Source organism: Rhizobium sp. NZLR8, assembly GCF_019685025.1.
In the GTDB taxonomy this organism is placed as follows: domain Bacteria; phylum Pseudomonadota; class Alphaproteobacteria; order Rhizobiales; family Rhizobiaceae; genus Rhizobium.
This window is the reverse complement of sequence record NZ_JABDVY010000001.1, coordinates 630311-648772: the sequence shown is the minus strand read 5'-3', so window position 1 is coordinate 648772 and position 18462 is coordinate 630311. Positions and strand designations below refer to the sequence as shown.

The window sequence follows — 18462 nt, the reverse complement described above, 5'->3', positions numbered from 1 at the left end:
ACTGGCAGCTAGGCTTCGAAAGCCCATCGAAAGGGGATCATCATGAACGTAGCACGCTCTTTCAATAACTGGCGCAAGTACCGTCAGACGGTCGCTGAACTGGGCCGTATGTCCACGCGCGAACTGAACGACCTCGGCATCGGCCGCAGCGACATCAGCAACATCGCTCGCGCTGCCATCGCCCGCTAACGGCCCGCAGACTAAGCATTATCGACACTTGGCCAGCGCCTGCTTTCTCTAGAAGCGGGCGCTTTGCTTTTGGGCTCCCGGTTGATGGAACCACGGCGAGGGAGCCGCCCGCTTTTCGCATAGCGCATAGCTGCCTTGCAAAGAAATGCCTACCAACTAAGCACGAAATAAGTATGATTATTTCTATCGAAGCGATGCACCTCCTCCCGCATCCCTTCGACATGCGGGCGCCCCATCCTCCTCCTAGGGTCGTCTGCGGGAACGGCAGCACTCCTCCTCCCAGCTGTCGTTCGGTTTTTTTCGAAAGCCTGCCGCACCTCCTCCCGCGGCAGGCTTTTTCGTTTTTGGCCGATCGCGCCAAAACCGCCGCTCGCGATCCGTCGCCCGGCATTGGTGACTTTTTCCTGCTTATCGCTGATTTTACTCCCGATTCCTGCGGCCACCGCCCACTGCGACCCGGTGCTGCAGAAACATATTGACTTCGAATTTGTCGTACAACTATGTAACCATTCGGTTCATTGCCGAGCGAAACGGCCGCCGAGCGGATCCGGCTCTCGCGGGAGCAACGACGCTTGACGACAACGAAACTGAAGGAATTTGACATGCAGATCGACGTGAGGCACTCCTCCCATCCCGAGGCCGTGCGCGAATACGACACGGAGACGCTGCGGCGTCACTTTCTGGTGGAAACCATCTTTGCAGGCGGCGAGATCCGGCTGACTTATTCCCACTACGACCGCATGGTCATCGGCGGCGCGACGCCGCTGGCCGATGGACTGGCGCTGACGGCGCCGACGGCGATCGGCCAGGAAACCTTCCTAGCCGAGCGCGAACTCGGCGCGCTCAACATTGGCGGCGCCGGCCGCATCGTCGTCGACGGCACCAGCTACGATCTTGCCAAGTATGATTGCCTCTATGCCGGTAAGGGCGCCAAGGACGTCCGGTTCGAGAGCGCGGATGCCGCCAATCCGGCAAAGTTCTATCTGGTCTCGACGCCGGCACATCAAGCGCACCCGACGGTGCTGCTCACCCGCGAGAAAGCCCGCCACCTGACGCCCGGCGACGCGGCAACGGCCAACAAGCGATCGATCTACCAGTTCATCCATCCTGAGGTTTGCCAGTCCTGCCAACTGACCCTCGGCTTCACCATGATCGAGCCGGGCAGCGTCTGGAACACCATGCCGGCCCATACGCATGACCGGCGCATGGAAGCCTATCTTTATTTCGATCTCGAAGCCGAGCAGCGCGTCTTCCACTTCATGGGCGAGCCGCAGCAGACCCGGCATATGCTTGTCGCCAACGAACAGGCGGTCATCTCGCCGCCGTGGTCGATCCATTCCGGCGCCGGCACCAAGAATTACAGCTTCATCTGGGCAATGGCCGGCGACAACAAGAGCTTCACCGACATGGATCATATCGCCATTGCGGATCTGAGGTGATCGTGGTGGCAAACCCCTTCGACCTTTCCGGCAGGACTGCCGTCGTCACCGGCGCCAATACCGGCATCGGCCAAGCCATCGCGGCGGCGCTGGCCGGGGCCGGCGCTTCGATCGTTGCCGTCGGGCGCTCCTCGATGGACGAGACCGAGACGCTGGTGAAGCAGGCGGGAAGCCGCTTCCATGTCGTCAAGGCCGATCTCGGCACGATCGAACCAGTCAAGGGGATCGTCGCTGAGACCATCCAGACCTTTGGCGGCCTCGACATCCTCGTCAACAATGCCGGCATCATCCGCCGCGCCGATGCGCTCGACTTCACCGAGGAAGACTGGGACGCGGTGATCGACGTCAACCTGAAGACCGCCTTTTTCCTGTCGCAGGCGGCCGGTCGCCATATGGTCGACAAGGGCAGAGGCAAGATTATCAACATCGCCTCGCTGCTCTCCTTCCAGGGCGGCATCCGCATCCCCTCCTATACCGCCTCGAAAAGCGGCCTTGCCGGCCTGACCAAGCTGCTCGCCTGCGAATGGGCCGGCAAGGGCGTCAACGTCAACGCCATCGCGCCCGGTTATTTCGTCACCAACAACACCACGGCGCTGCGCGAGGATGCCGACCGCAATACCGCCATCCTTGCCCGCATTCCGGCCGGGCGCTGGGGAACGCCGGATGAACTCGGCGGTGCCGCGGTGTTCCTGGCATCGTCGGCCTCCGACTACGTGCACGGCACGGTGCTGCCCGTCGACGGCGGGTGGCTGGCACGGTGAGCGGTGATCCGCATTATCCGGAGCTGCCGTGACTTACGTCGTTTTGCCTTTCCTGCCGGCATGCGTTAGCAAAAGGAAATGAGGCTGGCGCAGCCGCATCGGGGGCAGGATCGACACAAGATGACGGATAGGGACAACGCGGTTACCACCACTCGGCAGCCGCCGAACCTGCGCAGCGGCCTTGCCGACACGCTGATGGCGCAGATCGAATCCGGCGATCTGAAGCCCGGCCAGCGCCTGCCGACCGAACAGGCGATCATGAGGACGACCGGCGTCAGCCGGACGATCGTTCGCGAGGCGCTCGCCACCCTGCGCGCCAAGGGCCTGATCACCACGCGGCAAGGGCTTGGCGCGTTCGTCGCGAACGATCCGACCCCCAGATCCTTCTCGATCATTCCCAACGACCTGCAGTCGATCGACGAGGTTCTGCGCGTGCTGGAGCTGCGCATGGGGGTCGAATACGAAGCCGCCGGTCTTGCCGCGCTGCGGCGCACGCCTGAGGATCTCGACCGCATGCAGGATCGGCTCGCTGCGCTCGACAAGGCGCTGGAGGAGGGCGGATACGGGGCGCAGGAAGACTACGCCTTTCACAGGTCCATTCTGGTCGCGACGCAGAACTCCTATTACGGCCGCCTCTTCGATACGTTCGGCGACCTCATGGTGCCGCGGCAATGGGCACGCTTGGACAAAATGACGGCGGCCGAGCGCAAGCGCCATGCGGCGCGCATGCGCCGGGAACACCATGCCATATTCGCGGCGATCCGCGACGGCGAAGAGGCCGCCGCCCGCCGCGCCATTCGAACCCACCTCTCGAAGAGTGCCGCCCGCTTCGAAGAACTGCGCGACGCCAGCACTTCGTCGTGAATATTACGCGTCGGGCTTCGGCTTCATTAGCCGCCGCCAAGCGGCATGATCCGTCCGCAACTCGACGGAGGCGTGAACCTCAGGCAACAGCGGTTTGCGTCTGCGCCGGCCGAAGCGCCGTTTGAAGCCGAGGATATTTTCGACAACGCTCCTGGTGTAGAGCCCGGGGCCGCTTGAATAGATCCGCCACCCGCCGTCGACGGCTATCTCTCCCGCCTTGACGCGCTCCCATTCGGCCGCGGCCTGATAACGGTCATGAAAGGCCGCATCGCTGCTGCTGAAATAGCTGTTGCGCTGGCGCAGCGAAGCATGCGGCAGCACTGTCGTGACCGAGATCGGGTTGACGACTGAAATCGCCTTCCAGAGTTCGTCGGCTTCGGCGTCCAGCGCCAGCGTTTCGCAATAGCGCAGATGCGCATGCACATACATCAGCCCGATCTCGCGACCGACGAAGGAGGAGGATTCGGCGCGGCGAAACAGCGTCTCCGGTCCGCCGGCATAGGTCGCGGGTTTCTCCATCAGCCGCACGCCGTCGGGGAAGCGCAGATGCTTGTCGATCAGCTTCATATGAGCGCGTCGCTGATCGGGTGTGAACAGGCCGCCGAGCATTGCCTGCGTCATCGAGATAAGCGAGTAGGACAGGCCGGTGCGCTTATCGCTCGGGTGCAGCAGCAATTCGACGCCGTCATGGGCGGGATCGAAGATGCCGTAGCCGGCAACGATGCCATCCCGCATCAGATGACGGTTGAAATCCCGGCGCATCGCCGTTGCTACCTTCCTCAACCCCTTGGCCTCGACGCCGTGGCCGAGTCGGCGCAGGATTGCGGAGTAACGGACAATCTGCTCGTAGAGCAGGGCAACGGTCCAACTGCTGACCATCCAGTCGCGCAGATGTGGATCGGCCGGCTGCAGGGAATCGTTCCAGTCTCCCTCGCCATAGCGGATCAGATGCGTTCCGGGGATGAAAGCTTCGCGGACGGTGTCGAGCAGTTTCTCGACATGGATCGCGATAGTGTCGGTTTGGGCCGCCCTCTGCATGGTTTTTTCATCGCGCCAGGAGAGCTTCTCGTCAAGGATGGCGAGATCACCCGTCGCTTCGATATAGTCGCAGAGCGCCTTCAGCGGCCAGACGACGATATCGCCGTGGCTGTCGCCCGCCCTGATGTTGGCATAGGGCTCCAGCATGAACCACTGCGGCCAGTCGCCCTTCTCAAGGTATTGTTCGCTGAAAACGGTCTTTAGCACCTCCTTGGCTTCGCGATCATGCTCATAGGCAAGCAGGAACTCGATCGGCCCCTGGCAGGCGTCGCGTGTGCCCCAGGCCGCACCGGTATATTGCTCGAGGCCGTGCGGCACGCTCACATGCACGATGGCATCATGCGCGAGCCAGGGCAGCAGGGTCGTCTGCGCGGCAAGGTCGGGCGAAGGGTCGCCGATCGCCAGGCCGCGCACGGTGTTGCGCCAGAATGTCGAGGCCGGCGCCAGCATGGCCTCATCGGTGACGCCGGCCTGATAACGCTCTGCCAGCCGCTCGGCTTCTTCGGCATCGGTCATCGAACCGACGACGGCCAGGGAGAGCGCCTGCGTCGGCCGGGATCTGAGCGCGACGAAGGCGCCGTTGCGCGTGACGCCATCGCCATAGAGCAGTTCGTCGCCGCCGATCTCCTCGATGGCATCGGGGGTCGCGCTCACCAGCCAATAGGCGGCCTCGGGATAACGTTCGCCCCAGAGCCAGGCCGGATCCGGCCGAAACAGGATGCGCTTGCCTGAGGTATCGAATTCGATCTGGCCGCCCGCGTCATATTCACGCTCGCCGAGCACGACATGGCCGAACACCAGGAAGCGGCACGGCTTGCCCTCGACCGAGACGGCCCACTGCATCGCCGCTTCCTCGCCGGAGGCGACCGCCGTTACAATGATGGTGCGGTCGGCGCACTTGTAGATCCAGCGGCAATCGCTGAGCCCCATTTCGAAAGCCGACGGCACCGCCAGCAGCTGCCAGCCGGCGCCAACATCCACCATGATGCGCAGCCCGCTGGCGCGCGTCAGGTTGTAGGGATCGCGGGAGACGGAAAACAGCTTGTGAAAGGAAGTGTTGCCGATCGTCAGCTGCGCGGCGAAAATGCCCTGCATCCAACAGGTGGCGGCAAGGGTCGAATCGTCGAGCAGCATATTCTGGCCGCTTCTGACGATCGCGCCGTGGCGGCGCGCCACCAAAAATTCCTTTTCGCGCAAGACGACATGGCGGTTGAGGACGCCGTCCGGCACGAAGAACGACAGCAGCTTTCCGTCGACGCGTTCCTCCAGGCTGCGCTGGGGATAGAGCCGGCCTATCGCCTTTTTGTCGAGCGGCTCGACCTCCAACAGTGACGCGTCCGGCAGCAGGCTGCGGGCCGGCGCCGTCTCCTCGATATCGGCGATCGCACCGTCTGCCGCCGCGAGCCCGCCGAGCCGCGCAAGATCGGCATCGCTCGAGGCCTCGAGATGATCGGCGGCAAAGAGCGCGAAGAAGGTCGCGGTCGCGCCGCTTGCGGTGACAGACAGCAATTTCGACTGGATGGCGGGGCAGGCCGTTTCCTGCTGGCGCCGTTTGCTCGGCAGGCTGGTGCCGAAGCGGCCGACCAGCCGGTCGTCGAGACGGTCTCTCGCCTGCACCAGTTGGATCGCATCCGTGGCATAGGCAACTGCCCCGTCGAGGCAACCCTGCGCCAGCCAAGGATTGCGGCCACCTCCCTGTTTGAGATTTTGCCGGTTCATCACCACAGGTCCGAATGCCTGGTGATCGGCGATATGGTGATCGACATATTGCGAGGCATAGGCCTCGCTGTTCATCAGGAAGCCGCGATCGCCGAGACCGACATCCTGGATCAGCACCAGATCGACCGGCAACGTTCCATCCTTCAGATGCCGGATGGCGACACGCCAGAACCAGGCCGTCTCGGAAGGATGCAGCTCGAGCCGGACGTTATAGTGAATATCCCCGGCCTCACCACTCCAGGAGAAGCTGGTGGCGTTATGTCCGAAGCTGCCATTGGCGCGCGGCCCGACGATTTCGACGACATCGGGCCGAGCGCCGCCGACCCGCAGGTAAAGGCGGCCGATACCACCGATGAGCGGCGAGCCCTGGATCTGGTTGACCTGCACCGATCCCTTGTCGTCGGCATATTCGATGGCAAACAGCGTGCCGTTCGGCAGCGCCGATATCGACAGGCCGGAGCCGTTGCTGATCGCAAGGAGGCCAAGGTCGTCGCGGCGGGGCATTTGAAGACTGCGGTCAAGGTCCGGGGCCATTGAGATCTCGTCGATTGGCTTCAGAGGGGAACTGGAGGATGACGCAAAATGATTGAGAGAAATCTTACCGGCAGCCGGTCGATCGGGCAACCTGTCGTCCTATGTCACGTAGACGCCGGCCGCCTGGCGAAGGGCACGCAGAGCAGGGCGCAACTCGTGAGGACGGCGACGACCATCCAGGCTTCGTTGATCGCCTGCGCGCTTGCCGCGGTCTGGATCAGCGGATCGAGCAGCGCCGTCGTATCGGCGTCGAAACTGCCGCTATGTCCCGATATCGCCGGAAGGGGAGCGCCGACGAAGGTCGCAACCTCGATGTCGCCGGCTTGAAGACGGGTCCAGAGGCTTTGGCCCAGCGGTTCCGAGCGGGTGTAGATGATCGTGTCGATCAGCGCGATGCCGATCGCCCCGCCGAGATTGCGCATCAAATTGAAAAGACCGCTGGCATCGGGAATGCGATCGGCCGGGAGCGTGCCGAGCGCCAGCCGCGTCGGCGGCAGCAGGCAAAACATGATGGCGACGCCGCGCACGACCTGCGGCCAGAACATCGCGTCATAATCCGAACGCGGATCCTGAAAGGCGCTCATCCCAACGCCGATCGCAAACAGGGCGAAACCGGCGGCCGACAGCAGCCGCGCATCCAAACGCTTCTCCAGCGCGACCGCGACCGGCGCCGTGATCAGCTGGGCGATGCCGGTGACCAGCATTGTCATGCCGATCTCAAGGGCGTCGTGGCCCCTGACGAAAGCGAGAAAGACCGGCATCAGATAGACGGAGCCGAACAGGCCGATACCGAGCACGAAGCTCAGAACCGAGCCGACGAGAAAGTTCCGGTCAGTGAAATTGCCGAGATCGACGATCGGCCGGCCGCGGTGCAGCGTTCGCCGGATGAAAATACCGCCCGACGCCAGGCAGACCGCCAGCAGGCTCAGCACATAGGTCGAGGTCCAGCCGCTGGTCGGCGCCTCTTTCAGGCTGAGTTCCAGGGTCGTCAGCGCGGTTGCCATCAGCAGCAGCGACAGGCCGTCAAGATGCCGGAGTTCGGACGGATCGGCCGCCTGTCGCGGCAGGAAGAGCGCCGCCAGGATTGCCGAGGCAATGCCCGGCAGGATGTTGATCAGGAACAGCCAGTGCCAGGAATAGGTCTCGGTCAGCCATCCGCCGACGATCGGCCCGACGGTGGGCGCCAGCACCGCAAGCACGCCGGCGATCGTCGTCGCCAGCGCCTGCCGCTCGTTCGGGAAAAGGATGAACACGGCCGAAAACACCGAGGGGATCAGCGTTCCGCCGGAAAAGCCCTGCAGTACCCGCCAGGCCACCAGTTCACCGAAACTGCTGCTGGCAGCACAGCCAGCCGAGGCCGCAACGAAAACGCTGATGGCGGTAACGAACAGCCACCGCATCGTCAAAAGCCGCGTCAGCAGGCCGGTCAGCGGGATCGCCACCACTTCGGCGATGAGATAGGCCGTCTGTATCCAGCTCATCTGATCCGGATCGATACCAAGCGCTGACTGGATAGTCGGCAGCGATGTCGCCACCACCTGAACGTCGAGGATCGCCATGAACATGCCGATGCACATGGCGATGAAGCCGAGCCAGACGATGGCAGGCCTCGCATCGGGATGGGCAGGCTCAACTCGTTCCATGCGATGATCCCGCGCGCGCGGCATTTTCTGCCCCGGTGAGAAGACCGATCATGTTTGCGGTCGAGACGATCGACATGTCAACCGGCAAATCAGGGCAAAAGGGTCACCAAATGCGATCGAGTCCGGCCGGGAAGGCTAGGCTCGATCGTTTGATCGGCGGAGGTGAGCCGGGCGTTTTATGCGCCCGGCTCCCTTCGCATCGGCGTTTGCGATTAGCCGCGGAACAGCGACAGGATATTCTGGGAGGACGAATTGGCGATCGACAGCGACTGGATCGCCAGCTGCTGTTGCGTCTGCAAGGCAGACAGCTTGCTCGATTCTTCCTCCATGTCGGCATCGACCAGCCGCCCGACGCCCGAGTCGATCGAATCGGACAGCGCGTCGACGAAATCTTCCTGCAGTTCGATGCGGGTCGAAACCGAGCCCAATTGCGCACCGGCGGACGTCATCGCCGATAGCGCGGATTCGATGGTCGAAAGCGCCGACTGGATCTGACCGGTGGTAAAATTGGTAATGTCGAGCGAGTAGACGGAATCGCCGTTTGCATCCGCCGTTCCGAGGATACCCGTGGAGGTTTCGATTGACCCGCCGCTCATGCCGAACAGCACATTGCCCAGGGAGGCAGTATCCAGAACGTAATCCGTCATCTTAACGGAAACGGCGCCGGAGCCGTCGCGAACAAATGACGATACGACGCTCTTCGTGCCGTCAGCGCCAGCGACCCAGTTTTCGCCTGAGAACGACGCCGACTGGGCAATGCTCATCAGCTGCTCTTGCAGCTGACCGATTTCTTCCTGGACCTTTGATTTGTCGACACCGTCTTCGGTCGCGGCCACCAGCTTGGCTTTGATCTCGTCGACGACGTCGATCGCACTGTCCATTGCCGTGTAAGCCGTATCGACCTTTGCCGCGCCGAGGCCGAGCGCATCGGACACGGCAGACAGCGCCTTGTTGTCGGAGCGCATCGTGGTGGCGATCGACCAGTAGGCGGCATTGTCGGACGCGGTGTCGACCCGGTAGCCTGTGGAGACACTATTCTGTGTCGTTTCGAGATTGGAATTGATGCTGCGCAGCGTCTGAAGGGCAGCCATCGCGGAATTGTTGGTATTGATGCTCGTCATGGGAAATTCGCCTGGTTCGGAGGTTGAATATGTTGAAACCCGGGCAAACATCCCGGCCGTGGCGAGCAGCCTCATGCTTATTGACCTGGAGTTTCCGATCAATTCGCCATCGTTGGATTAATTATCGTACTTAAAAGTACCTTAATGATTAACGCGGCGAGCCCGGCCCTTATTTTTTTGTTCACCATGAAATTGTGCATCTCGATGTCTGCCGAGAACGGCTCCGGATGCCGCCCGCAAAAATTTGAGATCGGCAATTGACGCACCGGCGGGAAACTGACTATCAATATTAAATCAATTTGATTGACTTCAAAAATAAAGAACGAGGGAACGTTGGAATGAGATCGAGCAAAAGCATGTTTCGCAACATTTCCGTGCGCGCCGGCTGGGCAGCGGCAACCGCTCTGACGGCGCTCGTCGCTTTCGGGACGGGCAGTGCGGCCGCTGAATCGGTGCTGACGATGCACATCGAGGAGCAGACCAGCTGGGTTCAGAACTTCAATCCGTTCGATCTTGCCGGCCGCCGGCAGAGCACGATGGATTTCATCTACGAGCCGCTGGTCATCTTCAATGCCGAGGATGGCGGTAAACCGGTTTTCCGCCTGGCGACCGCCTACAAATTCTCCGAGGATATGAAATCGGTCACCTACACGCTGCGACCCGGTGTGAAATGGTCCGACGGCCAGCCGCTGACGTCGGCCGACGTGAAATATACGATCGACCTCATGCTGAAGAACGCAGCCCTCGACACGGTCGGCATCGGTCAGACCGTTGCCTCGGTCGAGACGCCCTCGGCGACCGAGGTGAAGATCGATCTCAAGGCCGTCAACTCCGATTTCCCGGAAACGCTGGCCGACCTCGCCGTCGTTCCCGAGCATATCTGGAAGGACGTTTCCGATCCCGTCGCCTTCAAGAACGAGAAGCCGGTCGGTTCCGGCCCGATGACCGAGCTGCGCCGCTTCACGCCGCAGGTCTACGAGCAGTGCCGCAACCCGAACTATTGGGACGCCGCCTCGCTGCATGTCGATTGCCTCCGACTGCCGCAGATTTCCGGCAACGATCAGATGCTTGCCATCCTGCCTGAGGGTAACATGGACTGGATCGGATCCTTCATTCCCCAGATCGACAAGACCTTCGTCGCGCTCGATGCCGACCATAACGGCTATTGGCAGCCGCCGGCCGAAACCGTCGCTTTCCAGATGAATTTCAAGAGCGGCAATGAAGGCAACCTCGAAGCCTATAAGGATCTGAACTTCCGCCATGCCTTCAGCCTCGCCATGGATCGCAAGTCCATGGTCGATATTGCCGGCTTCGGCTACCCCGTCGTCAATGAGCATGCAACCGGCCTGCCGCCGCGCTTCGAAAGCTGGCGCAACAAGGATGCCGAAGGCGGCAAGGACGCCTTCGTGGGCTTCGATACCGAAAAGGCCAGCAAGATTCTCGACGATGCCGGCTACAAGAAGGGCGCCGACGGCTTCCGCACGACGCCGAGCGGCAAGCCGATCGCCTTCCCGATCATCGTTCCGAACGGCTGGACGGACTGGATCGATGCCGTCCAGATCGCGGTCGAAGGCCTGCGTGCCGCCGGCATCAACGCGTCGGTCGCGACGCCCGAATATGAACAATGGCGCAAAGAGATCATCGACGGCAGCTTCGAGGTGGTCATGAACTCCCGCGCCGACGGCGCAACGCCGTTCCGCGGCTATTACCAGAGCCTCTCGACCGCCTATGGCGGGCGCATCACCGGCGCGCCCTCGCGTTATTCGAACCCGAAACTGGACGCGCTTTTCGATCAATATCTGCAGGCGACGTCGGACGACGATCACAAGAAGATCTTCAACGACATTCAGCTGCTGATCGCCGACGACTTCCCCGTCGTTCCCGTCTTCAACGGGCCGACCTGGTATCAGTTCTCCAGCAAGCGCTTCACCGGCTGGGTCATCGACAAGGATCCCGTGATGAATCCGGAGGATCACGACAACAACCGCATGCGCCTGATGCATCTGCTGCGTCTCAAGCCGGTCAGCTAAACCTCGCGAGGGAGCAGAAATGCGCATTTCGAGCCGGCGCCTCGGCGTCTATGCGGTCGCGCTGGCCTTTGCCATCGTGGTGAACTTCATCCTTCCCCGGCTGATGCCGGGGAGCCCGGTCGATGCCATGGTTGCCCAACTCGGCCCGCGGGCAACGCCTGCCGCCGTCGAGGCGATCAAGGCGCGCTTCGGCGCGGTCGACCAGCCGATGCTTTGGCAATTCGCCGATTACCTGAAGGGGCTGGCAACCCTCGATCTCGGCGTCTCCGTCAAATATTACCCCCAGACCGTCGTGCAGGTGCTCGGCCGCTCGACGCTCTGGACCATCGTCCTTGTCACGACCGCGATTATCTTTTCCCTCTGTGTCGGTGTCGTGCTGGGCGCAGTTTCGGCCTGGCGCCGCGGCGGGCGATTCGACACGATCGTCTCGCCGCTCTCGGTGATCATGATTTCGGTGCCGCCCGTCATCGTGGCGCTGACGACGCTTTTCGTCTTCGCGGTCTCGCTGCGCTGGTTTCCGGTGGGTTATGCCTACGATCCCAATCTCGATCCCGCCTTCAATTTCACCTTTATTGGCAGCGTCTTCGCCCATGCGATCCTGCCGGTGCTGACGCTTTCGCCGTTTCTGATCGGCGAATTCCAGACGACGATGCGCTCGTCGATGATCTCGGTGCTCGGCGAGGACTATGTGACGATGGGACGCGCAAAGGGGCTCAGCCACCTCACCGTGATGTTCGGCTATGGCGCTCGCAATGCCATGCTTCCCGTGCTGACCAATCTGGCGCTGATGCTCGGCGCCGTCTTCGGAGGCTCGATCGTCACCGAAATCGTCTTCAACTATCCCGGCCTGGGGCTGACGCTCTATACCGCGAGCATCGCCCGCGATTACCCTGTCATCCAAGGGCAGTTGCTGCTGATGACGCTCGCGACCCTTAGCGCCAACTTCCTCGTCGACATCATCTACGGCTTTGTCGATCCGAGATTGCGGGAGGCCGCGTGATGAGCTTTACGCTGTGGCCCATCTTCAAGCAGAAGAAAGCGCTCGCTGGCCTGATCATCATCGCCATCCTCTGGCTGATGGCGCTGTTTGCGCCGCTCGTTGCCCCCGGTGAGCCGGGAGCGCGTGTCGGGCGCTCGCATCAGCCGCCGTCGATCGAACATGTTCTCGGCACCACGAAGATGGGACGGGACGTCTATCGCCAGTTCGTCTGGGGCGCGCGCAGCTCTCTTTCCGTCGGCTTTGCCACCGGCATTGCCATCACCGTTCTCGGCACGGCGATCGGGCTCGTCGCCGGTTATGCCGGAGGCAGGACGGATGCCTGTCTCGACCTTGCTACGAATGCCGTGCTCGTCATCCCGAACATGCCGCTTCTGATCCTGCTCGCCTCCTTCGCCGGCACGGTGGGGCCGATGACGATCATGACGATCATCGCGCTGACCTCCTGGCCATGGGGGGCCCGCATGACACGGTCGCAGACGATGGCGCTTCGCAATCGCGATTTCGTCACGGCGTCGAAGATGATCGGCGAGCCGGCCTGGCGCATCATCTTCGTAGAGATCCTGCCGAACCTGACGACGCTGATCGGGATCAACCTCGTCGGTAGCATCATCTACGCCATCGTCGCCCAAACGACGCTCGAATATCTCGGCTTCGGCGATCCGCTGAAAGTCTCCTGGGGCACGATGCTTTACAACGCCCAGAATTCCTCGGCGATCATGGTCGGCGCGTGGTGGGACATCGGGGTGCCCGCACTCGGTATCGCGCTCACCGGCCTTGGCCTTGCGCTTTTGAATTTCACCTTCGACGAGATCGCCAATCCGCAGCTCCGCTCCGGCCCGGCGCTGACCCGCTGGTTTCGCCTCAACCGCGCCCGCAACAGGGAACTGGAGTTTGGCCGATGAGCGACAATCTTCTCGAAATCGAAAAGCTCAATGTCGACTACCTCGTCGACAAGGGAGAATTCCGCGCCGTGAAGGAAGTCTCCTTCACGATCGGCCGCGGCGAAATCTTCGGGCTTGCCGGTGAATCCGGCTGCGGCAAGAGCACGATCGCATATGCTATCACCCGTCTTTCCAAGGCGCCCGCCTGGATCAGCGGCGGCAGCATCCGGTTGGACGGGCAGGATCTCCTGAAGCTGCCGGAACGCGACTTGCAGAAAATCCGCTGGAAGCGCATCGGAATGGTCTTCCAAAGCGCGATGAATTCGCTCAATCCGCTGATGCGGGTCGAGGCGCAGTTCCACGACGTTCTGCGCCGGCACACCGGCTGCTCGCATGCGGAATCCCGGGCGCGGGCCGAGGAAATGTTCCGCCTCGTCGGCATTCCCACGCATCGCATCGGCGATTACCCGCACCAGTTCTCCGGCGGCATGCGCCAGCGTATCGTCATCGCGATCTGCCTGGCGCTGAGACCCGAGCTGATTATCATGGACGAGCCGACAACGGCGCTCGACGTCGTCGTGCAGCGGGAGATCCTCGAACAAGTCGTCGACCTGCAGCGGACCTATGGCTTCTCCGTACTCTTCATCACCCATGACCTGCACCTGATGGCGCAGCTCTGCCGGCGCATCGGCGTCATGCTGAAGGGTGAACTCGTCGAAGTGGGCGACGTCAGCCAGGTCGCCCATGCGCCGAAACACGAATATACGCAGAAGCTTTGGAATGCCATTCCGCAGCTTCCGGACAATCGGCAGCTATCGGGAGTCGTGGCATGAAAGCGGAGGCAAATCCCGTTGTCGCTGAAGCGGTGATCCGGCTCGAAGGGATAGAGCGCAATTTCGGCGCGGTCCGCGCGCTGAAAGGCGTATCCTTCTCGCTTTTTCCCGGCCGGGCATTGGCGCTCGTCGGCGAATCCGGCTGCGGCAAGACGACCTGCGCCCGCATCATTGCGCGCCTGGACGGGCCGACCGACGGCAGGCTGTTTTTCCGCGGGCAGGAGCTGACTGCCCGCGGCCAGGCTGGGGCTGAGCATCGCTACCGCCGAGAGGTGCAGATGGTCTTCCAGGATCCATTCTCGTCGCTCAACCCGGCCTTTACCGTCAGCCATCATCTGGCGCGGCCGCTGCAATTGCATCGGCCGAGCGGCGCAAAGGCTGATCTCGCCGAGGAGATTACCCGGCTGCTCGCAAGCGTCGGGCTAGAACCCGATGTGACCAGACAGAAATTCCCGCATGAACTTTCGGGCGGGCAGCGGCAGCGCGTCAACATCGCCCGGGCGCTTGCCGTCGCACCGAGCGTGCTGGTGGCCGACGAGCCGACCTCGATGCTGGACGTCTCCATCCGCAAGGATATTCTCGATCTGCTCGCCAGGGTGAAACGGGAAAACGATCTCGCCATGCTCTATATCACCCACGATATCGCAACGGCGGCGCATGTGGCCGAGGAGATCGTCGTGATGTTTGCCGGCCAGATGGTCGAATGGGGGGACACCGAGAGGGTTCTTTCCGACCCGCGCCATCCCTATACAAGGCTGCTGCTTTCCGCCGTTCCGGACGGCAGCAGGCCGTTCGTGACGGGCGGAAGCGCACGTTTCCTCGAACAGGCCGAGAAGGTGCGTTCGCTGAGTCGCCCTGAATCGGCGGTGATCGAGCAGGTCGGCCCCAACCACTTCATCCGCGCGCTCGGCGTTTCCAATGCCGAAATGCCCAAGAGCTGATTTTCAAAGCCCGATTCTCAACAGGAAAGAGTGACCATGTCCACACCGCGACCGAAAACCCTGCGGCTTGAAACCCTTTGGAACCCGCCTGCCGACGGCAAGGAGTTCTCCTATGTTCTGCGCCTCAAGAACCTCGGCAGCGAGCCGCTTTCGAATTTCTCCCTCTGCATCAGCGGTCCGGGCCGCGTCGATCCGGCCGGGCGGGTCGAAGGCGCCACGGTCTCAAAGCGGCTCTCCAATTTCACCGAATTCCAACCGCCGGCCGATTTCGTTCTCGGCGCGGGCGAGACCTGGACGGTCTCCGTCTATGCACTGAGCTGGCAGTTCCGTCATTGGACGGACGGCGCGACGAGCGCCTATCTCGCGCTTTCCGACGGCAGCACCATCGTGCTCGGTATCGAGCCGACGCGCTCTTCGGTCAGCAATGCGCCGCTGAAACGCGGCGCCGAGATCTATCCGGTACCCGTCAATGCGCCCGTCCAGGTGTCGATCATCCCTTGGCCGAACCATGTGGCCGTCACCTCGCGCCAGCCGCTGCCGGCCGGTTTTGCGCCGCAGGCACGGAGCGGGGAAGGGGAGGAGGCGGCGCGAAGCTTCGCGGCGCTGGTGGAGCATCTCTTCGCCGTCGAAGGCATCGTGCGGACTGAGGCGGAAGGCGCGGTCCCGGTTGCCCTGAAAGATGCCGCAGGGCTCAGTCCGGAGGCCTATCGGCTGAGCTTCGAGGGTGAGACGATCACGATCGAGGCAAGCAGCCGGACCGGCTTTCTCTATGGCCTCGTGACACTTGGCCAGATCTGGCGCGGTGCAAGGCTGCATCCCGGTGTCTTCCGGTTTCCGGCCTCGGGCGAAATTGTCGACGAGCCGTCGATGAGCTGGCGCGGCCTGCATCTCGATGTCGCCCGCCAATTTTACGGCGAAGCCGAGATCAAGAAGCTGCTGGCGGTGCTGGCCTGGAACAAGCTCAATCGTTTCCACTGGCATCTTTCCGACGACGAGGCCTGGCGCGTCGAGATCGACGCCTATCCCGCCCTGACCGAGATCGGCGCCTGGCGCGGCCACGGCCTTGCCGTTCCGCCGCTGCTCGGTTCCAGCCCGGCCCGTACAGGCGGCTATTACACCAAAGCCTCTATCCGCGAGATCGTCGCCCACGCAAAGAGCTTCGGCATCGAGATCGTGCCGGAGATCGATGTGCCCGGTCACTGCTACGCGATGCTGCAGGCGATACCGGAGCTGCGCGATCCGGCCGAGGTCGGCAGCTATTATTCGGTTCAGGGCTTTCCAGACAATTGCATCAATCCGGCCCGCGAGAAGACCTACGAGATCGTCGAGACCATCCTTACGGAACTCATCGAGCTCTTTCCGTTCAAGACCATCCATCTCGGCGCCGACGAAGTTCCCCTCGGCGCGTGGTCCGGCTCGCCGGAAGCACTCGAGCGCCTGCGCACAGTCGCCGGCGGCGAGGTTGCCGATGCGCATGCCAAGCGGCTGAACGTCGTGACCAACACCCACGGCGCCGACGATATCCACGGCTCGGGTGCGGCCGTCCTGCAGGCGGAATTCCTGAACCGAGTCCAGCGCTTCCTGGCGAGCAAGGGCTGCATCACCGGCGGATGGGAAGAGGCGGCGCACGGCGATGTCATCGACAAAGCGAAGAGCTATCTCTGCAGCTGGCGCAATGTCGAGGTCTCGGCCGAACTCGCCGAACGCGGCTACGAGATGGTCGTCTGCCCCGGGCAGGTCTATTACCTCGATATGGCGCTCAGGCCCGACTGGGATGAGCCCGGCGCCAGTTGGGCGGGGACTTCGGATGCGGAAAAGCTCTACACCTTCGATCCCATCGGCGGCTGGACAGCGAGCCAGAAACAAAAACTACTCGGCATCCAGGCCTGCATCTGGTCGGAACCGATGACGGATCGCGCCGTTTTCGACCGTCTGGTTTTCCCGCGCCTTTCGGCACTGGCCGAAACCGGCTGGACGAAACCGTCATCCAAGTCGTGGGAGCGTTTCAAGGCGCTGGCAGGGCTGATGCCGCTGCTTTATGGGCTGCAGGAATCCTAAAGCGCGTCGCATCAAACTTGATTCATGCGACGCGCTTCAGGCCTTTGTTTTTATGCGTGTCGTTATCCCGGAACCGCTGCACACTTCCGGGCGACATGCATTAAGGCGAGGATTGGGACCGTGATAGAATGTTCCTGGTCGGCGCCACCGAGCCGTCTTTCATACGCTTTGAGTAGGTCTGCGAGGTTGGCGGTCGGCCGTTGGGGCACCCGATCGGGTTAGCGTGGTAAGTATTGTAGAATATGCGAATGTGCGCATAATTTCTGCGGCTGGAGCTGCCAGGCAAGAACGATCGAGGGCTCTGGGAGATCCCAATGGAAACAATCGTCGAAGACGCCCATGTTGGCGTCGTGTCGCCCGAACTCGTGGTCGATGCCCTGTTTGCATGCCGAAAGACGGCGGCGATCAAGGCGGCCATCGAGCTTGATCTCTTTACTCATATCGGCGAGGGCAAAACGGCAGCCTTGTTGGCCTCGGCAACAAGCGCCTCGGAACGTGGAGTGCGCATCCTGTGCGACTACCTCGTGGTACATGGTTTCCTGACAAAGGAGAGCGGACAGTACCGGATGACTCCCGCGACCAGAATGTTCCTCGATCGCAATTCGCCGGCCTATATGGGCTCCGCTGTCGAGTTCGTCGCCGCACCCGAAATACTGGATAATTTTCTGCGCGATCCGGCCGCCGTCGTGCGAAACGGCGGTTCGGCCGGGCTTGCGAACATGTCGTCAGACAATCCCGTCTGGTTGAAGTTTGCGCGCGGCATGGGCTCCTTTACCGGGCTCAGCGCCAAAATACTGGCCGGCGAAATCTCCGGCTGGCCGAGGTCTCCCAAAAAGGTCTTGGACATCGCTGCAGGTCCAGGCATTTTCGGGATCGAAATTGCGAAAGCCTTTCCATCAGCGGAGATCGTCGCCATCGATTGGGCCGCCGTATTGGAGCTGTCGCGGCAGAATGCGGAAAAAGCCGGCGTGGCTGACAGGTATCGGACGATCGCCGGCAGTGCCTTCGATGTCGATTGGGGCACGGGTTATGATCTCGTCCTGCTTCCAAATTTTCTGCACCACTTCGATCTGCCGACATGCGCAGGGCTGTTGCGAAGGATCATCGCCGGTCTTGCAGAGGATGGTCGGATCGTTGCGGTCGATTTCGTGCCGAACGAAGATCGCGTGTCGCCACCTTTTCCGGCAGCCTTCTCCTGGGAGATGCTCGCCAGCACGCCGGCGGGCCAAGCCTATACGCAAAGCGAACTGACTGAGATGGCAAGACTGGCCGGCCTTGCCGGCGTCACAGTCAAACCGATGCCGCCGACTCCTTCAAGTATCATTCTGTTTGAATAGCCGGTCGACCGTCGCTGTGTCGCCGCGCGCGCCGTAGCCCGGCTCTACGACCAAGCCGGCTATCGGCTAAACTC

14 protein-coding genes are annotated in these 18462 nt (G+C 62.1%); 11 read left to right on the top strand and 3 right to left on the bottom strand.

The genetic code is table 11. The features are described from left to right. Positions 1-42: 42 nt before the first annotated feature. The 4 genes from HJB89_RS03070 (at position 43) to HJB89_RS03055 (ending at position 3253) form a co-directional block, all read left to right on the top strand. On the top strand, positions 43-189 hold the full coding sequence (locus tag HJB89_RS03070) for a DUF1127 domain-containing protein (protein ID WP_207585311.1): 147 nt from the start codon (positions 43-45) through the stop codon (positions 187-189). Between the two features lie 602 nt (positions 190-791). After that, positions 792-1628: a 5-dehydro-4-deoxy-D-glucuronate isomerase gene (gene kduI / locus HJB89_RS03065; RefSeq protein WP_221149021.1), complete on the top strand. Its 837-nt coding sequence runs from the start codon at positions 792-794 to the stop codon at positions 1626-1628. Continuing rightward, positions 1625-2389: a 2-dehydro-3-deoxy-D-gluconate 5-dehydrogenase KduD gene (kduD, locus tag HJB89_RS03060; RefSeq protein ID WP_311044064.1), complete on the top strand. Its 765-nt coding sequence runs from the start codon at positions 1625-1627 to the stop codon at positions 2387-2389. Before kduI ends, kduD begins: the two co-directional genes overlap by 4 nt. A 120-nt stretch (positions 2390-2509) precedes the next feature. Continuing rightward, complete coding sequence (locus HJB89_RS03055) at positions 2510-3253, top strand: FadR/GntR family transcriptional regulator (RefSeq protein ID WP_221148901.1); 744 nt, start codon at positions 2510-2512, stop codon at positions 3251-3253. Between the two features lie 3 nt (positions 3254-3256). Here HJB89_RS03055 and HJB89_RS03050 read toward each other — a convergent pair whose 3' ends face one another. The 3 genes from HJB89_RS03050 to HJB89_RS03040 all read right to left on the bottom strand — a co-directional run bounded on the left by HJB89_RS03050 (position 3257) and on the right by HJB89_RS03040 (position 9308). Continuing rightward, the gene (locus tag HJB89_RS03050; RefSeq protein ID WP_221148900.1) at positions 3257-6544 is read right to left on the bottom strand and encodes a GH36-type glycosyl hydrolase domain-containing protein; all 3288 of its coding nucleotides are present in this window, start codon (positions 6542-6544) and stop codon (positions 3257-3259) included. Positions 6545-6648: 104 nt separating this feature from the next. Further along, positions 6649-8187: a DHA2 family efflux MFS transporter permease subunit gene (locus HJB89_RS03045; protein WP_221148899.1), complete on the bottom strand. Its 1539-nt coding sequence runs from the start codon at positions 8185-8187 to the stop codon at positions 6649-6651. A 212-nt stretch (positions 8188-8399) separates the two neighbouring features. Then, the gene (locus tag HJB89_RS03040; RefSeq protein WP_221148898.1) at positions 8400-9308 is read right to left on the bottom strand and encodes a flagellin; all 909 of its coding nucleotides are present in this window, start codon (positions 9306-9308) and stop codon (positions 8400-8402) included. 338 nt (positions 9309-9646) lie between these two features. Between HJB89_RS03040 and HJB89_RS03035 the strand changes: the two genes are divergently transcribed. The 7 genes from HJB89_RS03035 to HJB89_RS03005 all read left to right on the top strand — a co-directional run bounded on the left by HJB89_RS03035 (position 9647) and on the right by HJB89_RS03005 (position 18388). Beyond that, positions 9647-11338 (top strand): ABC transporter substrate-binding protein, encoded by a 1692-nt coding sequence (locus HJB89_RS03035; protein WP_221148897.1) that lies wholly within the window; start codon positions 9647-9649, stop codon positions 11336-11338. A gap of 19 nt (positions 11339-11357) precedes the next feature. Next, the gene (locus tag HJB89_RS03030; protein WP_221148896.1) at positions 11358-12338 is read left to right on the top strand and encodes an ABC transporter permease; all 981 of its coding nucleotides are present in this window, start codon (positions 11358-11360) and stop codon (positions 12336-12338) included. Next, entirely contained in the window at positions 12338-13240 is a 903-nt protein-coding gene (locus tag HJB89_RS03025) for an ABC transporter permease (protein ID WP_221148895.1), read from the top strand. Before HJB89_RS03030 ends, HJB89_RS03025 begins: the two co-directional genes overlap by 1 nt. Beyond that, positions 13237-14052, top strand: coding sequence for an ABC transporter ATP-binding protein (locus HJB89_RS03020; protein WP_221148894.1), 816 nt, complete (start codon positions 13237-13239; stop codon positions 14050-14052). Before HJB89_RS03025 ends, HJB89_RS03020 begins: the two co-directional genes overlap by 4 nt. Beyond that, positions 14049-14993, top strand: coding sequence for an ABC transporter ATP-binding protein (locus HJB89_RS03015; protein ID WP_221148893.1), 945 nt, complete (start codon positions 14049-14051; stop codon positions 14991-14993). The genes HJB89_RS03020 and HJB89_RS03015 overlap by 4 nt, the downstream gene beginning before the upstream one ends. A gap of 36 nt (positions 14994-15029) precedes the next feature. Beyond that, positions 15030-17051: a beta-N-acetylhexosaminidase gene (locus HJB89_RS03010; RefSeq protein WP_221148891.1), complete on the top strand. Its 2022-nt coding sequence runs from the start codon at positions 15030-15032 to the stop codon at positions 17049-17051. 314 nt (positions 17052-17365) lie between these two features. Continuing rightward, on the top strand, positions 17366-18388 hold the full coding sequence (locus HJB89_RS03005; protein WP_221148888.1) for a bifunctional 2-polyprenyl-6-hydroxyphenol methylase/3-demethylubiquinol 3-O-methyltransferase UbiG: 1023 nt from the start codon (positions 17366-17368) through the stop codon (positions 18386-18388). Positions 18389-18462: the final 74 nt, after the last annotated feature.